At 67.0% G+C, this 20,390-nt stretch carries 22 protein-coding genes; 9 read left to right on the top strand and 13 right to left on the bottom strand.

Going from position 1 to position 20,390, the window contains the following annotated elements; translation table 11 throughout:
• Nucleotides 1–25: 25 nt before the first annotated feature.
• Genes thiL through glyA form a run of 7 tightly spaced genes read right to left on the bottom strand, consistent with a single transcriptional unit; the run spans nucleotide 26 to nucleotide 4,989 of the window.
• The gene (thiL, locus tag ABID41_RS12660; protein WP_331928040.1) at nucleotides 26–976 is read right to left on the bottom strand and encodes a thiamine-phosphate kinase; all 951 of its coding nucleotides are present in this window, start codon (nucleotides 974–976) and stop codon (nucleotides 26–28) included.
• A complete protein-coding gene (nusB, locus tag ABID41_RS12655; protein WP_331928038.1) occupies nucleotides 963–1,421 on the bottom strand; it encodes a transcription antitermination factor NusB in 459 nt (152 codons plus the stop codon). Before nusB ends, thiL begins: the two co-directional genes overlap by 14 nt.
• Nucleotides 1,418–1,882 (bottom strand): 6,7-dimethyl-8-ribityllumazine synthase, encoded by a 465-nt coding sequence (gene ribH, locus ABID41_RS12650; RefSeq protein ID WP_331928036.1) that lies wholly within the window; start codon nucleotides 1,880–1,882, stop codon nucleotides 1,418–1,420. The genes nusB and ribH overlap by 4 nt, the downstream gene beginning before the upstream one ends.
• A gap of 30 nt (nucleotides 1,883–1,912) precedes the next feature.
• A complete protein-coding gene (locus tag ABID41_RS12645) occupies nucleotides 1,913–2,503 on the bottom strand; it encodes a riboflavin synthase (protein ID WP_331928034.1) in 591 nt (196 codons plus the stop codon).
• Nucleotides 2,504–3,145 (bottom strand): RibD family protein, encoded by a 642-nt coding sequence (locus ABID41_RS12640; protein ID WP_331928032.1) that lies wholly within the window; start codon nucleotides 3,143–3,145, stop codon nucleotides 2,504–2,506.
• Between the two features lie 39 nt (nucleotides 3,146–3,184).
• On the bottom strand, nucleotides 3,185–3,658 hold the full coding sequence (nrdR, locus tag ABID41_RS12635) for a transcriptional regulator NrdR (RefSeq protein WP_331928030.1): 474 nt from the start codon (nucleotides 3,656–3,658) through the stop codon (nucleotides 3,185–3,187).
• A 41-nt stretch (nucleotides 3,659–3,699) separates the two neighbouring features.
• Nucleotides 3,700–4,989, bottom strand: a complete 1,290-nt coding sequence (gene glyA, locus ABID41_RS12630; protein WP_331928028.1) for a serine hydroxymethyltransferase — start codon at nucleotides 4,987–4,989, stop codon at nucleotides 3,700–3,702.
• 188 nt (nucleotides 4,990–5,177) lie between these two features.
• Between glyA and ABID41_RS12625 the strand changes: the two genes are divergently transcribed.
• Nucleotides 5,178–5,609 carry a Ros/MucR family transcriptional regulator gene (locus tag ABID41_RS12625; protein WP_331928026.1) on the top strand — a complete coding sequence of 144 codons (432 nt, stop codon included), beginning with the start codon at nucleotides 5,178–5,180 and terminating at the stop codon, nucleotides 5,607–5,609.
• Nucleotides 5,610–5,743: 134 nt separating this feature from the next.
• Here the strand turns inward: ABID41_RS12625 and hemA are convergent, their stop codons facing one another.
• The 5 genes from hemA to ABID41_RS12600 form a co-directional block, all read right to left on the bottom strand.
• A complete protein-coding gene (hemA, locus tag ABID41_RS12620; RefSeq protein WP_331928024.1) occupies nucleotides 5,744–6,973 on the bottom strand; it encodes a 5-aminolevulinate synthase in 1,230 nt (409 codons plus the stop codon).
• 152 nt (nucleotides 6,974–7,125) lie between these two features.
• Nucleotides 7,126–8,022: a 3-hydroxyisobutyrate dehydrogenase gene (gene mmsB, locus ABID41_RS12615; RefSeq protein WP_331928022.1), complete on the bottom strand. Its 897-nt coding sequence runs from the start codon at nucleotides 8,020–8,022 to the stop codon at nucleotides 7,126–7,128.
• Between the two features lie 8 nt (nucleotides 8,023–8,030).
• The gene (locus ABID41_RS12610) at nucleotides 8,031–8,750 is read right to left on the bottom strand and encodes a class I SAM-dependent methyltransferase (RefSeq protein ID WP_354297800.1); all 720 of its coding nucleotides are present in this window, start codon (nucleotides 8,748–8,750) and stop codon (nucleotides 8,031–8,033) included.
• Between the two features lie 43 nt (nucleotides 8,751–8,793).
• Entirely contained in the window at nucleotides 8,794–9,840 is a 1,047-nt protein-coding gene (locus ABID41_RS12605) for an enoyl-CoA hydratase/isomerase family protein (RefSeq protein WP_331928018.1), read from the bottom strand.
• Nucleotides 9,837–10,982 carry an isobutyryl-CoA dehydrogenase gene (locus ABID41_RS12600; protein WP_331928016.1) on the bottom strand — a complete coding sequence of 382 codons (1,146 nt, stop codon included), beginning with the start codon at nucleotides 10,980–10,982 and terminating at the stop codon, nucleotides 9,837–9,839. Before ABID41_RS12600 ends, ABID41_RS12605 begins: the two co-directional genes overlap by 4 nt.
• Nucleotides 10,983–11,081: 99 nt before the next feature.
• On the opposite strand from ABID41_RS12600, the gene ABID41_RS12595 reads away from it, so the two are divergent.
• From ABID41_RS12595 to ABID41_RS12585, 3 genes are read left to right on the top strand one after another with little or no spacing between them, the layout of a single operon-like run.
• Entirely contained in the window at nucleotides 11,082–11,564 is a 483-nt protein-coding gene (locus ABID41_RS12595) for a hypothetical protein (protein ID WP_331928014.1), read from the top strand.
• Nucleotides 11,561–12,568, top strand: a complete 1,008-nt coding sequence (gene hemB / locus ABID41_RS12590; RefSeq protein WP_331928012.1) for a porphobilinogen synthase — start codon at nucleotides 11,561–11,563, stop codon at nucleotides 12,566–12,568. Before ABID41_RS12595 ends, hemB begins: the two co-directional genes overlap by 4 nt.
• Complete coding sequence (locus ABID41_RS12585; protein ID WP_331928010.1) at nucleotides 12,565–12,948, top strand: NUDIX hydrolase; 384 nt, start codon at nucleotides 12,565–12,567, stop codon at nucleotides 12,946–12,948. Before hemB ends, ABID41_RS12585 begins: the two co-directional genes overlap by 4 nt.
• Before the next feature lie 85 nt (nucleotides 12,949–13,033).
• Here ABID41_RS12585 and ABID41_RS12580 read toward each other — a convergent pair whose 3' ends face one another.
• Nucleotides 13,034–13,888 (bottom strand): NAD(P)-dependent oxidoreductase, encoded by an 855-nt coding sequence (locus ABID41_RS12580; protein ID WP_331928008.1) that lies wholly within the window; start codon nucleotides 13,886–13,888, stop codon nucleotides 13,034–13,036.
• Nucleotides 13,889–13,971: 83 nt separating this feature from the next.
• Here ABID41_RS12580 and ABID41_RS12575 point away from each other — a divergent pair, with 83 nt between their 5' ends.
• From ABID41_RS12575 to ABID41_RS12555, 5 genes are all read left to right on the top strand, one after another.
• On the top strand, nucleotides 13,972–14,877 hold the full coding sequence (locus tag ABID41_RS12575) for a flagellar motor protein MotB (protein ID WP_331928006.1): 906 nt from the start codon (nucleotides 13,972–13,974) through the stop codon (nucleotides 14,875–14,877).
• An 89-nt stretch (nucleotides 14,878–14,966) separates the two neighbouring features.
• Complete coding sequence (locus ABID41_RS12570) at nucleotides 14,967–15,740, top strand: arginyltransferase (protein WP_331928004.1); 774 nt, start codon at nucleotides 14,967–14,969, stop codon at nucleotides 15,738–15,740.
• 97 nt (nucleotides 15,741–15,837) lie between these two features.
• Nucleotides 15,838–16,509, top strand: coding sequence for a P-loop NTPase family protein (locus ABID41_RS12565; protein WP_331928002.1), 672 nt, complete (start codon nucleotides 15,838–15,840; stop codon nucleotides 16,507–16,509).
• Between the two features lie 57 nt (nucleotides 16,510–16,566).
• Nucleotides 16,567–18,765 (top strand): RNA degradosome polyphosphate kinase, encoded by a 2,199-nt coding sequence (locus ABID41_RS12560; RefSeq protein ID WP_331928073.1) that lies wholly within the window; start codon nucleotides 16,567–16,569, stop codon nucleotides 18,763–18,765.
• Nucleotides 18,746–20,275 carry a Ppx/GppA phosphatase family protein gene (locus ABID41_RS12555; RefSeq protein WP_331928000.1) on the top strand — a complete coding sequence of 510 codons (1,530 nt, stop codon included), beginning with the start codon at nucleotides 18,746–18,748 and terminating at the stop codon, nucleotides 20,273–20,275. Before ABID41_RS12560 ends, ABID41_RS12555 begins: the two co-directional genes overlap by 20 nt.
• Nucleotides 20,276–20,390 lie beyond the last annotated feature (115 nt).

The following is a 20,390-nucleotide window of genomic DNA, read 5'->3' as shown; positions in this document are numbered from 1 at the left end:
TAGCAGGGAAACACTTTCAGGAAGCTTAGCCGTGCTTCCAGCCGCTCTTCGCCGGGCGCCGGGTCTCGCCCCGCCATGAGAGTTCGACGCCCTCCCCCTGCTCTATCGCACCGATGACCGTGAAGCCTTCCAGTGGGCGGGGAGCTGTGCAGACCACTTCATAGTCGTCGCCTCCGGCCGCCAGTTCGCTCAGGGCTTCGAAGAGATCGGCTTGAGCGGCGGCCCAGGCCCGCGCCGCGGCCGAGAGCGGAACGCGCTCCAGCTCGATCCTCGCCCGAACCCCGCTCGCCTTGGCGATATGGCCCGCGTCGGCGATCAGCCCGTCGGAGACATCCGCCGCCGCAGTGGCCGTCGCTCTCAGGAATTCGCGCAGGTCCAGGCGCGGATTCGGCACGCGATAACGGCCCGCGAGGTAGCCATCGGGGTCCGAGACGTCCCCATGCGCCGCCTTCAGGCCAAGGAGCCCGTCCCCGATCGTTCCCGAAACCATCAGCAGATCGCCGGGCCGAGCGCCGCTCCGCCGCACCATGCGGCCCGTGGGAGCCCACCCCAGCATCGTCAGCGAGAGACTCAAGGGGCCTGGCGTCGAGACTGTGTCGCCGCCCAGCAGCACCAGGCCGAACCTTTCGCCGTCCACGGCCAGGCCGGAGGCGAATTGCTTGCGCGCTTCCCACCCGAAGGTCCTGGGCCAGGCCGTCGCCAGGAAGTAGCCGTAGGGCTCGGCGCCCTTGGCCGCCAGGTCGGACAGGTTCACCCGCAGGAGTTTCCGCGCCACGAGGTCCGGCGGATCGCTGGGGAGGAAATGCACCCCCTCGACCATCGCATCCTTGGTGACGATTAGATCATGTCCGGGACGGCCGGGAATGGCCGCGGCGTCGTCCAGCAAGTCGAACGCTTCCGGCGCGCCTCTGGTGAGCGGCCGGAACAGGCGTTCTATCTGTCCAAACTCGTCCGGAGCCTGGTCAGCCCCGGACATCGCGGGCCACCGCGTCCAGGGCTCCGTTCACGAAGCCAGCCTCCGGGCCGTCGAAGAACGACTTGGTCAACTCGACATACTCGTCGATGGCGACCTCGGTCGGCACGTCCGGACGATGGGAAAGCTCGAAGGCGCCGGCGCGAAGGATGGCGCGCACCGTGGCGTCGATCCGCTCCAGCCGCCAGTTGCTGGCCAATCGCTTGACGATCGCGGCGTCGATCTCGCGCTGGTGGCCGACGACGCCACGCACCAGATCGGCGAAGAAAGCCTCGTCGGCGGCCGCCAGGGTCGCGCCCTCGCTCTCGGCCTCGCCTTCGATGTTGCGGTCGAACCGGTGATCGGAGAATTCCCGGATCACCGCCTCGACGCCGACGCCGGAGACTTCCATCTGGTAGAGCGCCTGGACCACGGCCAGCCGCGCAATGGATCGCGGACCGCGGCTCATCGGGCCTGTCCGAGCAGACGGCGCTTCAGCCCGACCATCTCCAGCGCCGCGCGAGCGGCCGCGCCGCCCTTGTCGCCTTCGCTGGCCTTGGCGCGGGCCCAGGCCTGGTCTTCATCCTCGACGGTGAGGATGCCGTTGCCGATCGCCAGTTGCTTGTTGACCGTCAGGTCCATCAGGCCACGAGCCGACTCGTTGGAGACGACCTCGAAGTGATAGGTCTCGCCGCGGATCACCGTGCCAAGCGCCACATAGCCGTCATAGCGCTTACCGGCCGGACTACGGCCGCCCTCTTCGGCGATGGCGATCGCTCCCGGAATCTCCAGGGCGCCGGGCACGCTGATGACGTCGTACTCGGCGTCATGGGCCGTGATCACGTCGGCGGCGGCTTTCAGCATCGAGTCGGCGAGGTCGTCGTAGAAGCGCGCTTCGACGATGAGGATGCGGATCTTTTCTTCGAGCATGGGGCTCCAGTCTCTGTTCGGAGCGATCCTTTAGGCCGTTTCTCGCCAACGGGCGAGATATCGCGCCAACATGTCGATCTCGAGATTGACCTTCGCACCCGGCGTCAGGCGGCCGAGAGTCGTCACATCCCAGGTGTGCGGGATCAGATTCACGCCGAAGACGTCGTCCTCCACCTCGTTCACCGTCAGGGAAACGCCCTCGACCGTGATGGATCCTTTCGGCGCGATATAACGGTGCAGCGGCTTCGGAACGCGGATTTTCACGCGGTGCGAACCGCCCTCGGCCTCCACCGAGACCACCTCACCCACGCCGTCCACGTGGCCAGAGACGATGTGACCGCCCAGTTCGTCGCCAACCCGCGCCGCTCGCTCGAGATTGACGGGATCACCCTCCTTCCAGCCCGACAGCGTCGTCAGGCCCAACGTCTCGCCCGACACCTCGACGGCGAACCAGCCCTCGCCCTTGTCGACGACGGTCAGGCAGCATCCCGCGTGGCTGATCGAGGCGCCGAGATCGACGGTCGACAGATCGAACTTCGTCTCGATTTCGAAGCGCGTGTCGCGGTTGGTTTCGCGGATCGCGCGGACGCGGCCCACATCGGTGACGATGCCAGTGAACATTCAGATCCTCTCGTAACGCTCCCAAAGGTCGTCACCGACCTCGCGGATTTCAATACGGCGCAGCCTGGGCGCGTCGGCAAGGGCGCTCAAGGCCAACGCGCCGATGCCCGGTCGCCCTTCCCCGCCGATGACGATCGGAGCGCGGAACCATTCAAGGCGATCCACCAGGCCGCAGCGCAGGAAGCTGCCGGCCACCTGCCCGCCGCCTTCGACGAACAGGCGCACCAGGCCCTCCTCCGCCAGGGCGGCCACGACGTCGCGCAGCTCGGGACGCTCTTCCCCCACCGCATGAACCTGCAGCACTCGGACGCCCTGGTCGGTCAGGCGCGGCTCGGGTGGCGTGGTCGAGACGACATAGGTCGGAACGTCCCGCGCCGTCGCGACGAGCTTGCAGCCATCCGCCAGCCTCTGGCGGCTGTCGAGGACCACCCGAGTAGGTTGACGGCCGCTCCAGCCCTCGAGCCGCACCGTGAGTTCGGGATCGTCGGCCAGCGCCGTCTCCACGCCCACCAGCACGGCGTCGTGTTCTGCACGCAGGCGATGGGTCGCCTGGCGCGCCTGTGGACCAGTGATCCATCGGCTTTCCCCGGTCGCGGTCGCGATCCGGCCGTCGAGCGAGGTCGCAAGCTTCAGGGTGATCATCTGCGCCGCCCGTGCATCGCGAGCGGCGGCCGGGACGGGCTAGCGCCCATCCTCTTCACCGTCGCTCAGCCCCTCCTGGCCCAGGAAGGTGGCGAACTCACCGGCCTCACGGAAGTCCCGATAGACTGAGGCGTAGCGCACGTAGGAGACGTCATCGAGCTCCTTCAGGTGCTTCATGATCAGCTCGCCTACGACGGACGAGGCGATCTCGGTCTCGCCCATGCTCTCGAGCTGACGCGTGATGGCCGAGATCATCTTCTCGACCCGCTCCGGCTCGATCGGCCGCTTGCGAATGGCGAGGCCGATGGAGCGCGCGAGCTTGTCACGGTCGAACGGCGTGCGCCGCCCCGACCTCTTGACGATCGTCAGTTCGCGCAGCTGCACCCGCTCGAAGGTGGTGAACCGCCCCTCGCACTCAGGGCAGAGGCGACGGCGACGGATAGCCGCGCCGTCTTCCGACGGGCGGCTGTCCTTCACCTGGCTTTCGGCGTGACCGCAGAACGGGCAACGCATGATCTAGACCCTTCCGGCCGCAAAAACCCTAGATACAGGGCTTAGGCGTAGATGGGGAAGCGTTTCGTCAGCGCCAGGACCTCATCGCGGACTTTGGCCTCCACCGCGGAGTTGTCGCCGCCGGTCGCAAGGCCATCCAGCACTTCGCCGATCCAAGCCCCGATCTGACGGAATTCAGCCGTGCCGAAGCCGCGCGTGGTGCCCGCCGGCGTGCCGACACGCAGGCCCGAGGTCTGCATCGGGGGAAGCGGGTCGAACGGGATGCCGTTCTTGTTGGTCGTGATGTGGGCGCGCTCAAGGGCCACCTCGGCATCGGCGCCCGAAACGCCCTTCGGCGTCAGGTCGACCAGCATCAGGTGGCTGTCGGTGCCGTTGGAGACGATCTTGAATCCGGCCGATTGCAGGCTGTCGGACAGGGCGCGAGCGTTGTCGACGATCTGGCGGGCGTACTGCTTGAACTCCGGCTGCAGCGCCTCACCGAACGCCACAGCCTTAGCGGCGATGACGTGCATCAGCGGGCCGCCCTGCAGGCCGGGGAACACCGCCGAGTCGATCTTCTTGGCCAGCTTCTTCGAGTTGGTCAGGATCATGCCGCCGCGCGGACCGCGCAGCGTCTTGTGCGTCGTGGTGGTGACGATGTCGGCATGGGGGAACGGGTTCGGGTAGACGCCGCCGGCGACCAAGCCGGCATAGTGCGCGATGTCGACCATCAGCACCGCATCGACGCTGTCGGCGATTTCCTTGAAGCGCTTGAAGTCGATATGGCGGCTATAGGCCGATCCCCCGGCGATGATGACCTTCGGCTTTTCGGCGAGAGCGACCTCGGCCGCCATGTCGTAGTCGATCAGGTGGTCCTGCTGGCGCACGCCGTAGGCGACGGGACGGAACCACTTGCCCGATTGGTTCACGTTCTTGCCGTGCGTCAAATGGCCGCCGGCGGCCAGGTCCATGCCCATGAAGGTGTCCCCCGGGGTCATGGTCGCCATGAACACCGCTTGGTTCGCCTGGCTGCCCGAGTGCGGCTGCACGTTGGCGAACTCGCAGCCGAAGATTTCCTTGGCGCGGGCGATGGCGATTTCCTCGGCCACGTCCACGACCTCGCAGCCGCCGTAGTAGCGCTTACCGGGGTAGCCCTCGGCATATTTGTTCGTCAAAACAGAGCCTTGCGCCTCCATGACGGCGCGCGAGACGATGTTTTCGGAGGCGATCAGCTCGATCTGATCCTGCTGGCGCTTGAGCTCGCCGGAAAGGACCGCCGCGATTTCCTTGTCGGTGTCGGCGACGCCGGACGTGAAGAATGCGTCGGCGGGGGTCTGGGGGTGGACGGTCATGCTGGGGCCTTTCGGGAACTTGCGGAAGCGATTGGGAGAAGAGCGCTTCGTTGCGCGCTCTTTAACGCCATCGGCCTTCCGGGCCAACGGCATGGAACGATCTTCAGCCTACGACGTTGAACCGCGCACGGAGGCGCACGCGCTCGCGTAACGCCCGTTTTTGTTGTCGCGTCGTCAGGGGGTCCTGAATGAGTATAGAAGCCGAGCCCGAGGGCCGTTCGGGCGAGGAGCTGATGCGGCTTGGCGCCGATATCGTCGCCGCCTACGTAAGCCGTAACCCCGTCGCTGCCGATGCGGTTCCGGAGATCATCAGATCGGTCTACGGGGCTCTCGAGGGCCTCAGCAAAACCACTGTGGCGGTCCAGGAGGAGCGCCCGAAGCCGGCGGTGCCGATCAGCCGTTCGGTGCAGCACGACTTCATCGTCTGCCTCGAAGACGGCAAGAAGCTGAAGATGCTGAAGCGCTATCTGCGCTCGCGCTATGACATGAGCCCCGAGGACTATCGTCGTCGGTGGGGTCTGCCGCCGGATTATCCGATGGTGGCGCCGGCTTACGCAGCGCGTCGTTCCGACTTCGCCAAGAAGATCGGATTGGGCCGAGGCGTTCGCCGCGGCAAGTGAGGTGTGCGGCTTGGCCGCTTCCTGAAAATCAGCGAACCCGTGAGGTCTCCGCTAAGGGCTGGGATTTCGCGGGTATGCGCTTGTTTCGGCGAAGGCGCAACCTTCGCCGAAAACATCCCCGCGCCCCAGCGCGATCAGGCGGCTTGGCCGCCCACCCGCGCGATGTTGCAGTGGACCCACAGCTTTTCGAGCGCCTCGGCCAGGGAATCCATCATCTCGTCCGTATGAGCCGGTGACGGCGTGAAGCGCAGGCGCTCAGTGCCGCGCGGCACGGTCGGATAGTTGATCGGCTGCACGTAGATCCCGTAGTCGCTGAGCAGAATGTCCGAGATCATCTTGCAGTGAACGGGGTCGCCAACCAGCACCGGCACGATGTGGCTGACCGACGGCATGACCGGCAGGCCGGCCCGCGCCAGGCGCGCTTTCAGGGCGGCCGCGCGCTCTTGGTGAGCGACGCGGACTTCGTCGTGTTCCTTGAGGTAGCGGATCGAGGCCACCGCGCCCGCGGCCAGGGACGGCGGCAGCGAGGTCGTGAAGATGAAGCCGTCGGCGTAGCTGCGGATAGCGTCGACGATCATGGCGTCGGCCGCGATATAGCCGCCCATCACGCCGAAAGCCTTGCCCAGCGTGCCCTCGATGATGTCGATCTCGGACATCATGCCGTCGCGCTCGGCGACGCCCGCCCCACGGGGGCCGTACATGCCGACCGCGTGGACCTCGTCCAGATAGGTCATGGCGCCGTACTTCCTCGCCAGGGCCACGGTGCCCTTCATGTCCGCGATGTCGCCGTCCATCGAGTAGACGCTTTCGAAGGCGATCACCTTCGGCGCATCCGCGGGGGCGGCGGCCAGCAGTTCCTCGAGATGCGCAAGGTCGTTGTGGCGGAACACCCGGCGCTGCTCGCGCTTGCCGGCCCGGATGCCCGAGATCATCGAATTGTGGTTCAACTCGTCGGAGAAGATGATCAGGCCCGGAAGGATCTTGTAGAGGGTCGAGAGCGACGCCTCGTTGGACACATAGCCCGAGGTGAACAGCAGCGCCGATTCCTTGCCGTGCAGATCGGCGAGTTCACGCTCCAGTTCAACGTGATAGGCGGTCGTGCCGGAAATGTTGCGGGTGCCGCCCGAGCCGGCGCCGGCTTCCTCGATCGCCGTGTGCATGGCGTCGAGCACGATCGGATTCTGGCCCTGGCCGAGATAGTCGTTCGAGCACCAGACCACCACGTCCGACTGCGTGCCGTCCGCCTGCGTCCAGGTGGCGCGCGGAAACTCGCCGCGATGGCGCTTCAGATCCGCGAACACCCGGTAACGGCCTTCCGAACGAATCTGCTCGAGGGCGGTGCGGAAGGCGCTCTTGTAATCCATCGACCTTGAATACCGCCCCAGACGCTCGACGATCGCGCGGCCGCGGCGGTCCCCTTGATTATGGCGGGCTTATCGCGCCGCCCGTTCTGATTGTCCACAATTCGTCATGGACAGATAATTAGAATTCGTAAGCGCTCGATCAGGCTTGGTGATCAGCCGCCCAGCTCATTCAAGCGGCCGCGAAGCATCTGTAGAATTCCGGAAAAGTCCTTAGAGCCGTAACCAAGACGGTCAAATAGGGCAAAAAGCCCTTCCGCCTGTGCTCCCATCGGCGCGGCGGCGCCGGCTGCGGCGGCCGCCTGCTGGGCCAGTTTCAGGTCTTTCAGCATCATCGCCGTGGCGAATCCGCCCTCGTAGCCGCGATTGGACGGCGCGTTCTCCACAGGCCCGGGCCAGGGATAATAGCTTGTGATCGACCAGCATTGACCCGACGACTTCGAGGCGATCTCGAAGAAGCGCTCCGGATCGAGCCCCAGCTTCTCGGCCATCGCGATCGCCTCGCATACCCCGATCATAGAGACACCCAGGACCATGTTGTTGCAGATCTTGGCCGCCTGGCCAGCGCCGTGGTCGCCCGCGCGGATCACGGCCCGGGCCATTGGACCGATGGCGGTCTCGACCTCGGCGAAGTCGGCTTCGTCGCAGCCGACCATGAAGGCCAGCGTTCCGGCGTCGGCGGCGGCGGTTCCGCCCGAGACCGGGGCGTCGGCGAAACGGAAGCCCTGCCCCCTCGCCTGCTCGGCCACCGCCCTGGCGCTCTCGACATCGATGGTCGAGCAGTCGATCAGCAACGCGCTCTTCGGGGCGTTGGGCAGGACCTGCTCGGCATAGACCTGCCGCACGTGCGGGCCGGCCGGCAACATGGTGATCACGGCGTCTACGTCGCGGACGGCGTCGGCGACGCTGGCGGCGGGCGCGCAGCCCGCCGCCTTTGCTCGGTCGAGGGCCGCCTGGGAAAGATCGAAGGCCAGCACCTCATGACCCGCCTTCGCCTGGTTGGCGGCCATGCCGCCGCCCATGTTTCCCAGGCCGATGAACCCGATACGCATGAAGGCTCCTAGCTAGGCTTCTGGAACTTGTAGACGAACTGGTCAGTCTTGCCGCGGATGGACGGATCGAAGACGCTGGCGGTCTTGGGATCAGCTGGGTTTCGCACAGTGTTGTTTTCGCTGACGAACTTGAAGCCGGCGGCCTCCACTTCGCGCTTCACCACGGCTGGGTCGATCCGGTGCAGCGTGTCCGCCGTCTCGATCGGCGCGCCGGGCACGGCGGCATGGTCGATGATCAGCAGCACCCCGCCGGGCTTCAGGGCGTCGTAGAGCCCCTTGTTGACCGCGGCCACGTCCAGGTTCAGGCGCTTCAAGTGAAAGTCGTGATAGTTCTGAGCCGTGAAGATCAGGTCCACCGGCTCGGGAAGGCCCAAGGCGCCGGGCCTCATGGCGACGGCTTCGACATTGCCCTTGGCGGCGGCCTTGGCCTTTTCCAGGTCGGCGGCGGGCACGCCGGCATAGACCTTGCCGGCCGGCCCGACAGCCGCGCTGAGCAAGCGGGTGAAATAGCCGCCGCCCGGGATCAGTTCGCTGACCTTGTCGCCGGGCTTCACGCCGGCAAACTCCAGCATTTCCGCGGGCTTACGCGCCGCATCCCGCGCCTTGTCGGCGTCGGTGCGGTCGGTCGAGGCGACCGCGGCGGCGATGTTGGGGGGCGGCGCAGCCTGGGCGCCCGATACGCTAAGCAACAGAGCCGCGCTTGCGGCCATCCACAACGTGCGCGTCATCGCTTTTTTCCTCCAGCGGCGGCTCTGCGGCCCCCGTGAGGCTTCAGCCTAGCGGGGTCCACTCCTCGTTGGAAGGAAGCGGCGCGAAAATCCCGTCGAGCAAGGTCTCGCTGACGCCCTCGGGCGTCGGCGGGTTCCAGCGAGGCGCGTTGTCCTTGTCGACGATGACCGCGCGGACCCCCTCCAGGAAATCGTGCCGCTGCACCACACGGGCGCCGATGCGATATTCCATCGTCATGTTTTCCGCCAATGTCTCCATCTTCCCGCCGAGACGGAGCTGACGAAGCGCCACCTTCATCGTCTGAGGCGATTTCGTCGCCATCACCTTGAGCTGCTCGGAGGCCCATTCGGTCCGCGCAGCCTTCAGGCCCGCGATGATCGCCTCCAGACTGTCGGGAGCGAAGAGCCGGTCGATCTCATCCTGGTGGGCGGCGAGCGGCGGACGCCCGGCGTCGGCTTCGTAGTCGACCAGCAATCCTTCGATGTTGTCGGGGTCGGCGACGACCGCTGCCTTGAGGTCGGCGATCCTGGCGCTTTCCACATAGTCGGTGGCGATCCCGGCCAGCTCGCAATCGGCTGCCTTGATCCGCGCGCCGGTGAGCGCCAGCCAGGTTCCGATGTGGCCCGGCATCCGCGGCAGGAACCACCCTCCGCCGACATCCGGGAAGAGGCCGATACCGGTCTCGGGCATGGCGAAGGTCGTCCGCTCGGTGGCGATGCGATAGCGGGAGGGCATGGCGAGCCCGACGCCGCCGCCCATGGTCACGCCATCCATCACGGCGACAACCGGCTTGGCGTATTCGAACAGCAGGTGGTTCAGACGGTACTCTACGAAGAAGAACTCGCGGGCGGCCGAGCCGTCGCCGGCGCCGCTCTCGGCCAGCATGCGGATGTCGCCGCCGGCGCAGAACCCGCGCTCACCGGAATGATCCAGCAGCACAAGCTTCACCGACGGGTCCTCACGCCAGGCCAGCAGCGCGTCGGTCATCGCCTGGCACATGGCGGTCGTCAGCGCATGCAACGCCTGGGGCCGGTTCAGCGTGATGCGGCCGACCTGGCCCTCGATACGCGTCAGAACCTCATCGGTCATTGGCGGAACATCTCCCGGGCGATGATCACCCGCATGATCTCGTTGGTCCCCTCGAGGATCTGATGGACCCGCAGGTCGCGGACGACGCGCTCGAGGGGATAGTCCTTCAGATAGCCGTATCCGCCATGCAGTTGCAGCGCCTGATTCGCCACTTCGAAACCGGCGTCGGTCGCGAAGCGCTTGGCCATGGCGCAGTACTTGGTCGCCGACGGATCACGATTGTCGAGGGCGTGGGCGGCCCGCCGCACCATCAGCCGCGCGGCCTCCAACTCGGTCGCCATGTCGGCGATCTTGAACTGCAGGGCCTGGAAGTCGGCGAGCTGCCGCCCGAACTGCTTGCGCTCGGTCATGTAGGCCTGGGCAGTGTCGAGGGCGAAGGCCGCTCCGCCCAGGGAACACGAGGCGATGTTCAGCCGCCCGCCGTCCAGCCCCATCATGGCGAAGCGGAAGCCCTCCCCTTCCCCGCCGATGCGGTTCTCGACCGGGACACGGACGTTGTCGAAATTGACCTGGGCGGTGGGCTGGGCGTTCCAGCCCATCTTCCGCTCCTGGGCGCCGAAGGAGAGGCCCGGCGTTCCGTTTTCCACCACGATGGCCGAGACGCCCTTGGGGCCTTCCGGCCCGGTGCGGACCATGACCACATAGAGATCGGAGACTCCGCCGCCGGAAATGAAGGCCTTGGAGCCGTTCAGGACATAGTGGTCGCCGTCCAGGGTCGCCGTGGTGCGCAGCGCCGCCGCGTCCGAGCCGGAGCCCGGTTCGGTCAGGCAGTAGGAAGCCACCAGTTCCATGGTCGTCAGCCGCGGCAGGAAGCGCTTGCGCAGTTCGTCCGAACCGAACCGGTCGATCATCCACGAGGCCATGTTGTGGATGGTCAGGTAGGCCGCTGTCGCGACATCGCCGTAGCTCAGGGCCTCGAAGACGATGGAGGCGTCCAGGCGCGAGAGCCCCGAACCGCCCACGTCCTCGCCGATATAGATGCCGGCAAAGCCCAGTTCGGCGGCCTTGCGCAGCACGTCGACAGGGAAGTGCTTATGCTCGTCCCATTCGGCTGACCTAGGGGCAAGTTCAGCCTCGGCGAAGGCTCTCGCCGCGTCCTGTATTGCGCGCTGATCGTCGGAGAGCGTGAAATCCATTCGCATCGACCTCGTTTTGCGGGGTGACTTGAGCAAGTCGCTCCGCTGGCGCAACCTGTCAACGATACGGGCGCCATTGGGGGGCGTCTTTGTTGAGGTCCAGTCATGGCAGTCCCGGAGGACCACGGCGGGCGCAAGGCGGAGACCGCGCGCAACGTCGCCTACATCAACTACGCCCTGCTGTTCGCCGCCGTGCTGTTCGCAGGCGTGCCGGCCGTGGCCGCCGCCGTGATCGCCTACGCGCAGCGTGACGAAGCCCCGGAGACGCTGGCCTCGCACTTCGCTTTCCAGATCCGGATATTCTGGGTCGCCTTCGCCCTGGCGATGGCCGCCGCCGCCGCGTTCCTGGGCGTCATGATCAAGATCGCTGCGGCGATGTTCGACGTCACGCGCATCGAAGGCTGGAACGCGCCGGACATCGTCCAGATCGACCTGACCCGGTTGACGCTCGATGCGCCGCTCGTGTTCCTGCTGGCGCTGACCTCGCTGTTTGCGGCCATCGGCGGCCTTTGGCTGATCTTCGCGCCCGCCTTGGGCGTGATGAGGCTTGCGTCCGGCCGGCCTATGGGCCACAGCGCGCGCTCATGAGCCTGCCCCCACTCGCCTCCTATCCCGCCCTTCGCCTCCGCCGCCTTCGCCAGGCCGACTGGATTCGCCGCCTGGTGCGCGAAAGCGTCCTCACTCCCGCCGACCTGATCTGGTCCATGGTCGTGCACGAGGGCGACGGCGAAGTCCCCGTCGCCTCCATGCCGGGCGTCTCGCGCCTTTCGGTCAAGGACTGCGCCAAGGCCGCCATCGAGGCCCGTAAGCTGGGCATTCCGGCCATCGCCATCTTTCCGCACATCGACGGCTCCAAGAAGGACGCGGCCGGCTCGCTGGCGGCCGATCCGAACGGAGTCATCGCCACCGTCGTCAAGGCGATGAAGGACGCGGCCCCCGAGGTCGGCATCATGTGCGACGTAGCCCTCGACCCCTTCACCGACCACGGCCACGACGGGATCATCGAAAACGGCAAGATCGCCAACGACCCGACCATCGAGCGCCTGGTCGAACAGGCCCTGGTCCAGGCCAAGGCCGGCTGCGACATCCTCGCCCCGTCGGACATGATGGACGGCCGCTGCGCCGCCCTGCGCTCGGCCCTTGAGGCCGAGGGCCTGCAGGACGTGATGATCATGTCCTACGCCGCCAAGTTCGCCTCGGCCTTCTACGGCCCCTATCGCGACGCCATCGGTTCCGGAAAGCTCGGCACGCTGGGCCCGTCCGACAAGAAGACCTACCAGATGGACTCGGCCAACACCGAAGAGGCCCTGCGCGAGGTGGCGCTGGACATCGCCGAGGGCGCCGACATGGTCATGGTCAAGCCGGGCATGCCCTATCTCGATATCGTCAGCCGCGTGGTCGAGGAATTCCACATGCCGACCTTCGCCTTCCAGGTGTCGGGCGAGTACGCGATGATTATGGCTGCGGCCCAGAACGGCTGGATCGACGAAGAGCGGGCGATCCTGGAAAGCCTGGGCGCCTTCAAGCGGGCCGGCGCGGCCGGGATCATCAGCTATTTCGCACCCCGGGCTGCGAGGATGCTCGGGGCGTGAAGGCCGTGGAGGTCGTCGCCGGCGTCATCCGCGACCGCGGGGGACGCGTCCTGACCGTGCGCAAGCGCGGAACCAGCGCTTTCATGCTGCCTGGCGGCAAGCGCAATCCGGGCGAGGCCGACATCGACACCCTTTCGCGCGAGCTGGGCGAGGAACTGGGCTGCGACTTGGTCAGCGCCCAGCACCTGGGGACCTTCGACGCCCCAGCCGCCAACGAGCCGGAGACCCGGGTCTACGGTTCGATCTACCTGGCGGACGTGGCCGGCGGCCTGGTCGCCCAGGCCGAGATCGAGGAACTGCTCTGGATCGAGCCCAAGTCACCGCCGAGCGTGCGCCTGGCGCCGCTGCTGGAGCGGCAGGTGTTGCCACGGCTGGCGTGAGGCGAACCGCGCTGAGAGTGTCGCGGCGGCCCCACCCATCCGTCTCTCCTTCGGAGAGGCGCCTCCCCCAGGGGGAGGATCTGAGTCATTTTTCCAGGCGGGCGATGAGGCTGGAGGTGTCCCAGCGGTTTCCGCCCATGGCCTGGACTTCGGCGTAGTAGCCGTCGACCAGGGCGGTCATGTCGAGGCGGGCGCCGTTGGACCTGGCCTCGTCGAGGACGAGCCCCAGGTCCTTGCGCATCCAGTCGACCGCGAAGCCGAAGTCGAACTTGCCATCGGCCATGGTCGGCCAGCGGTTTTCCATCTGCCAGGACTGGGCCGCGCCCTTGGAGATCGCCGCCAGCACCTCGGCCGGATCAAGGCCTGCATGCTTGGTGAAATGCAGCGCCTCGGCGAGACCCTGGACAATGCCGGCGATGCAGATCTGGTTGACCATCTTGGTGAGCTGACCCGCGCCCGGGCCGCCCATCAGGCGGCTGGCCTTGGCGAAGGCGGCCATCACCGGCTCGGCGCGGGCGTAGGCGGCCGGATCGCCGCCGCACATGATGGTGAGCTGGCCGTTCTCGGCTCCGGCCTGGCCGCCGGACACCGGAGCGTCGACGAACCAGCGGCCGGCCGCCTGCGCCAGCTCGGCCATTTCGCGAGCCACCTTGGCCGAGGTGGTCGTGTGGTCGACTACGATCCCGCCCGCGGCCATCGCCGGCAGGGTTTCCTTCACGACGCCGCGGACGTCGTTGTCATTGCCGACGCAGAGGAAGACAAGCTCGGCGTCCTTGGCCGCCTCGGCCACCGTGGCGGCCGCCCGTCCCGGGTGACTTGCGGCCCAGCGCTGGGCCTTTTCCGGACTGCGGTTGAACACCGCGACCTCATGCCCGGCCCTGGCCAGGTGGCCCGCCATGGGAAAGCCCATGACCCCAAGACCCACAAAAGCGACCTTCATGGAAACTCCTTTACACGCTCAACGCCATCTTAACGGCCGCGCTTCACCTTGACGACCAATCAGGGCCTCCGAGGTAGAACACCATGGCGATGGGCGAAGCGCCTATCCTGATCAAGAAGATCAAGAAGGCGAACGGGCACGGCCACCACGGCGGCGCCTGGAAAGTGGCCTATGCGGACTTCGTGACCGCGATGATGGCCTTCTTCCTTCTGATGTGGCTGATCAACACCACCAGTCCCGAGCAGAAGCGCGGGATCGCCGACTATTTCGCCCCCGCCAGCGTGGCCGAGTCCACGTCCGGCTCCGGCGGCATCCTTGGCGGCACGGCCCTGGGCGACGAAGGCGCGATGGGCGCCGGCTCCCAGGCGATCATCGAGGAGATGGCCCCGGAATCGCGCACGCCCAACGAGGGATCGCGCGAGGACGCCGCCAAGGAAATGGCTCCGGAAGCGTCCACCGAGGCGCTGCGCGAGGCTCTCCTCCAACGCGAGCAGGCGGCCTTCGCCTCGGCCGCGCAGTCGCTGCGCCAGGCGCTGCAGGACATGCCGGAACTGGCCGAGCTTTCGAAGAACATCCTGATCGACCAGACGCCCGAGGGGCTCCGGATCCAGCTCGTGGACCAGGAAGGCCGTTCGATGTTCGCCAACGGCTCGGCCGAGCCCAACGACCGCGCCAAGCTGCTGCTGCGGGCGGTGGCGCGGATCATCAACCAGCTTCCGAACCGCATCACCATCGCCGGCCACACCAACATGTCGACAAATGGCGCGACGGCGGACTCCGACTGGCGACTGTCGGCCGGCCGCGCTGACGCCGCCCGGCGGATCCTGCAAGGCGCCGGGGTCGATCCGGATCGCGTCTACCAGGTGTCGGGCAAGGCCAATTCCGAACCGCTCTATCCAGACGACCCAACCCTGGCGGGTAATCGACGGATAGCTATCGTGCTGTTGCGCGAGGCCCCAGTTCTGCCCCCAGGACACGGACTTCAGTAACGAGTTCGTTCGCGTGGCGTAATGGGAACTTGCGTGCAAGCTTCCCATGACGCCTAATCGCGTCAGGCGCACTGTTTTGAGAGCGGTCCGTGACGCAACACTTCCCGACGCGACAGCTCAGGTTCTTCCTGACGGCGCCAAGTCCTTGTCCCTATCTGCCCGACCGGCATGAGCGGAAGGTGTTCGCACACCTGCCCCTGTCGGAAGGCGCGATCGTCAACGACAGCCTGACCCAGGTCGGCTTCCGCCGTTCGCAAAACATCGCCTATCGCCCGGCGTGCGAAAGCTGCTCGGCCTGCGTTTCGGCGCGGATTCCGGCCAAGGACTACATCTTCTCGCGCTCCGAGCGCCGGGTGCTGTCGCGCAACGAAGACCTGGAACGCCATCTGGTCGAGGCCGAGGCGACGATGGAGCAGTTCGACCTGCTTCGCCGCTACCTGCTCACCCGGCATGCCGACGGCGGCATGGCCGAGATGACCTGGCCCGACTACGTCGCCATGGTCGAGGACACCGCGGTCCGGACGCACATCATCGAGTATCGCCAACGCTCGCAGGACGGCGGCCCGGGCGACTTGGTCGCCTGCGCCCTGGTCGACCTGATGAACGACGGGCTCAGCCTGGTCTATTCGTTCTACGACCCGACGATCACCCGTCGCAGCCTGGGCTCGTTCGTGATCCTGGACCACGTGGTGCAGGCCGCCCTGACCGAGATCCCTTACGTCTATCTCGGCTACTGGGTCCGCGGCTCGGAGAAGATGGACTACAAGATCCGCTTCTCCCCGCTGGAACTGTTGCGTCCGGAGGGCTGGTCGCTGTTTTCGGCCCGTGACCTGGCCAAGAACACCCCGAGTTCTTCCACCTAATTCGCAAGTCATCCCCAGGCCGCGAGCGCCGGCGCGTCGACCCGCGCGGCTCCGGTTGGTAGATTCAGGGGCAGTTCCACTTCGTTTGGGGCCCACCATGCGGCAGTTGCGCCTGGAGCTCAGGCGTCCGGTTTCCTTCGCCCGCGAGGAGTTCGTCACGGGCCCTTCCAACGCCCAGGCGCTCGCCGCCCTGGATGCGTGGGAAGCCTGGCCGGGCGGCGCTTTGGCCCTGATCGGTCCCGAGGGCGCGGGCAAGACCCATCTCGCCCGGGGTTGGGCGCAGACCACCCAGGCCGTGCTCGTCGATCGTTCGAACCCGGACGTTTCGGCCGTCGACGGCCGCCCGGCGCTGGTGGAAGACATCGACCGAGGGATCGACGACGAGGCGCTGTTTCACCTGATCAACATCGCCGGGCGGTCGGGCAGCCGGCTGCTGCTCACCGCACGCACCCCGCCGACCGCGTGGCGCGCCGCCCTGCCCGACCTGCGCTCGCGCCTCAACGCCCTGTTCGTCGCCGAGATCGAGGAGCCGGACGACGAAGTTCTCGAAGGCGCGCTGAGAACATTCTTCCGTGAGCGGAGCATTCGCCCGCCGGAGGATGTCTTCCCCTACCTGCTCCGGCGCATGGAGCGGTCCATTCCCTGCGCCCGCGAAATCGTGAAGCAGCTCGACGAAGCCGCCGACCATGAACGGCGACCGATTTCCAGGCTGCTGGCGCGACAGATTCTTGAAGATAGTGTGGAGACTCTTGACCTTTTCGAGGGATGACTTGCACGCTTTCCGGGGCTGGTTCAGAACCAATCCATGCCGAACGATGCTCAGTCCATGACCTACGCGGCCCCCCGACCTCGACCTGACGACACCCATCCGCTTGCGCTCGACCCCGAGCTGGCCGCATCGCCCGAACGGTTCTTCAATCGCGAGCTTTCCTGGCTGGCCTTCAACGAGCGGGTGCTCGACGAGAGCAAGAACCCGCGCCATCCGCTGCTCGAGCGCCTGCGCTTCCTGTCGATCTCGGCCAACAACCTCGACGAATTCTACATGGTGCGGGTGGCGGGCCTGAAAGCCCAGGCTCGCGAAGGCGTCCGCACGGTGTCGCAGGACGGCCTGACCGCCGCCGAGCAACTCCTGCGGGTCAACGCCGAGGCCGCCAACCTGATGGCCGACCAGCAGTCCGAATGGCGCCGGCTGCGCCAGGAACTGGCCAAGGAAGGCCTCGCGGTCGTCATGTCCGACGAGGTCACGACCGCCGAGAAACAGGCGCTGGAGACGACCTTCCTGTCGCGGGTGTTCCCGGTGCTGACCCCGCTGGCCATCGACCCGGCGCATCCCTTCCCCTTCATCCCGAACCTGGCCTTCTCGATCGTCCTGAAGCTGAAGGGGCTGGTCGACGGGCGGCTGCTCTACGCCCTGGTGCCGATCCCGGCCCAGGTCGCGCGCTTCTGGGAGCTGCCGGCCCCGCCCTCGCGCCGCAAGCGGCCAGAGCGGCGGTTCATCAGCCTGGAGAGCCTGACCGCCCTGTTCATGGACCACCTCTTCCCCGACTCCGAGGTCGAGGCGATGGGCGTGATCCGCCTGATCCGCGACAGCGACGTCGAGATCGAGGAAGAGGCCGAGGACCTGGTCCGCGAATTCGAGGAGCGGCTCAAGCAGCGCCGGCTCGGATCGGTGGTGCGCGTCGAGATCGAGGCGGCCATGCCGGTCGAACTGCGCAACTTCATCGTCGAGAACCTGCACGCCAAGCGCGAAGACATCATCCTCATCGACGGCCTGCTCGGTCTGGACGAACTCTCGCAGCTCATTCCGTCGAACCGGCCGGACCTGAAGTTCAAGCCGTTCGAGACCCGCTTCCCCGAACGAATCCGCGATTATGGCGGGGACTGCTTCGCCGCCATCCGCGCCAAGGACATCCTGGTCCACCATCCGTTCGAAAGCTTCGACGTGGTGATCCAGTTCATCCGCCAGGCTGCGCGCGATCCCAACGTCCTGGCGATCAAGCAGACGCTCTATCGGACGTCCTCGGACAGCCCGATCGTCGCCGCGCTCATCGAGGCGGCCGAGAACGGCAAGAACGTCACGGCCCTGGTGGAGATCAAGGCCCGCTTCGACGAGGAAGCGAACCTCAAGTGGGCCCGCGACCTGGAACGGGCGGGCGTCCACGTCGTCTTCGGCTTCGTGGAGTACAAGACCCACGCCAAGCTCTCGATGGTGGTCCGCCGCGAGGGCGACCAGCTCCGCACCTACTGCCACTTCGGCACCGGCAACTATCACCCGGTCACCGCGCGCATCTATACCGACCTGTCGCTGTTCACCTGCGATCCGGCGCTGGGCCGGGACTCGGCCAAGCTGTTCAACTTCATCACCGGCTATGCGCGGCCCGAGGGGCTGGAAAAGCTTTCGCCCTCGCCCCTGACGATGAAGACCGACCTGCTGAGCTTCATCAGCCGCGAGGTGCAGGCCGCCCGCGAGGGGCGTCCGGCGGGCATCTGGGCCAAGCTGAACTCGTTGGTCGATCCGGTGATCATCGACGCGCTCTACGAGGCCAGCCAGGCCGGGGTGCCGATCGAACTGGTCATCCGCGGCATCTGCTGCCTGCGTCCTGGCGTTCCCGGCCTCTCGGAGAACATCCGGGTCAAGTCGATCGTCGGCCGCTTCCTGGAGCACGCCCGCATCGTGGCCTTCGCCAACGGCGCGCCAATGCCCTCGCCGGAGAATCGGCTGTTCATCTCCTCGGCCGACTGGATGCCCCGCAACCTGGACCGGCGGGTTGAGTGCCTGACACCTGTCGAGAACCCGACAGTGCACCAGCAGGTCCTGCAGCAGATCATGGTCGCCAACCTGAAGGACGAAGCTCAAAGCTGGACGCTGGACGGCGACGGCCGCTATACCCGCGATCCATCATGGGACCACCCGGGCGCCTTCTCTGCGCACGAGTACTTCATGACCAATCCCAGCCTGTCGGGCCGGGGCCAAAGGGTGAAGGACATGCCGCGCGCAATCGATCATGTGGCCTCGCGCGGATAGCCGCCTCTCGCGGGACGAGCCCGCCGCGCAGCAAGACCCCGGCTTCCGCCAGGCCGCCGTCATCGACGTCGGCTCCAACTCCGTCCGCCTGGTCATCTACCGGCTGGAAGGCCGGGCGATCTGGACGATCTTCAACGAAAAGGCGCTGGCCGGCCTAGGCCGTGACCTGCCGAGGACCGGGCGGCTTTCGCCCGAGGGCGTGGAGACCGCGCTGGCCGCCCTGCGCCGCTTCCGCGCCACCCTGACCGGCTGGGACCGGGCAGAGATCTTCGCGGTCGCCACCGCCGCCGTGCGCGAAGCGGCCGACGGTCCCGACTTTCTCGCCCGCGTCGAAATGGAGACCGGCATCCGGCTGCGGGTGCTGTCTGGCGCAGAGGAGGCGCGCTACGCCGCCCTGGGGGTCATCGCCGGGCAGCCGGACGCCGCCGGCGTGGTCGGAGACCTGGGCGGATCCAGCCTGGAACTAGTCCACCTCGATCCCAGCGCCCCACCGGACGGGATCACCCTGGCGCTGGGGCCATTCGCCCTTGGCGCGCCCCAGGCCCTCGACATCGACAAGGTGCGCAGGCTCATCGATCAGCGCATCGAGGCGGCCGCCCTGCGGTTCCGGACGCGCGAATTCCATGCGGTCGGGGGCGCCTGGCGCAACCTCGCCCTGCTGCACATGGAGATGGCCGACTATCCGCTGAAGGTGGCCCACCAGTACGAGATGAACCGCTCGGACGCCTTGGACGTCGCCCGCTTCGTGGCGCGCCAGTCGAAGGGCAGCCTGGAACGCATCCAGGGGCTCTCCAAGAAGCGCTTTGACACCCTGCCCTACTCGGCCCTGGTCCTGGACGCGCTGATCGAGCGCCTGGGCATCGAGCGGCTGGTGATCTCCGCCTACGGCCTTCGCGAGGGCCTGCTGCTGGAATCCATGTCGCCGGAGGAGTCCGCGCGCGATCCCCTGATCGAGGGATGCGAGGCCCTGACTACGGTCCGCGGCCTGTCGGCCGACCTGGGCCCGGCGCTCCACGCCTGGCTGGCGCCGGCTTTCGACCAACTCCCACCGGTGTTCGGCGCCCGCGAACCCGTATTGACCGCAGCGGCCTGTCGCCTGGCCGATCTCGGCGCACGCCTACATCCCGACCATCGCGGCGAACTGGCCTTCGAGCAGGTGCTTCGAGCGCCGCTTGCGGGCATGAATCACCCCGAGCGGGCCTTCCTGGCCAGCGCCGCCTTCGCCCGGCATTCCTCCGCCCCGACCACGCCGAACATGACAACGGTCGGCAAGGTGCTGTCCGCCGACCGACGCCAGCGCGCCCGCGCCCTGGGGACGGCCATCCGCCTGGGCTGCGACCTGTCGGGGCGCAATGCGGCCCTGCTGGACCGCTGCAGCCTGGCGATCGATGGCGACCGGCTGGTGCTCACCCCGCAAGCCGGCTGGGGCGATATCCTGCTGGGCGAGCAAACGGCAAAGCGGGCGCAGACGCTCGCCCAGTCCCTACGCCTCAAGTTGCTGCTCGCCTAAGAATCGCAGCGCCGACCAGCGACACGAATTCGTCACGGCTGCTTCATGGCGCGGTGATCAACGCCGCCGATGAGTACGCCGGTCAAATCACCGGGGCGGCCTCGGCCGCACCCAT

The organism is Phenylobacterium koreense (assembly GCF_040545335.1).
GTDB classification, from domain to species: Bacteria; Pseudomonadota; Alphaproteobacteria; order Caulobacterales; family Caulobacteraceae; genus Phenylobacterium; species Phenylobacterium koreense.
The sequence above is the reverse complement of the archived record's forward strand: the minus strand, read 5'-3'. Positions and strand labels throughout refer to the sequence as shown.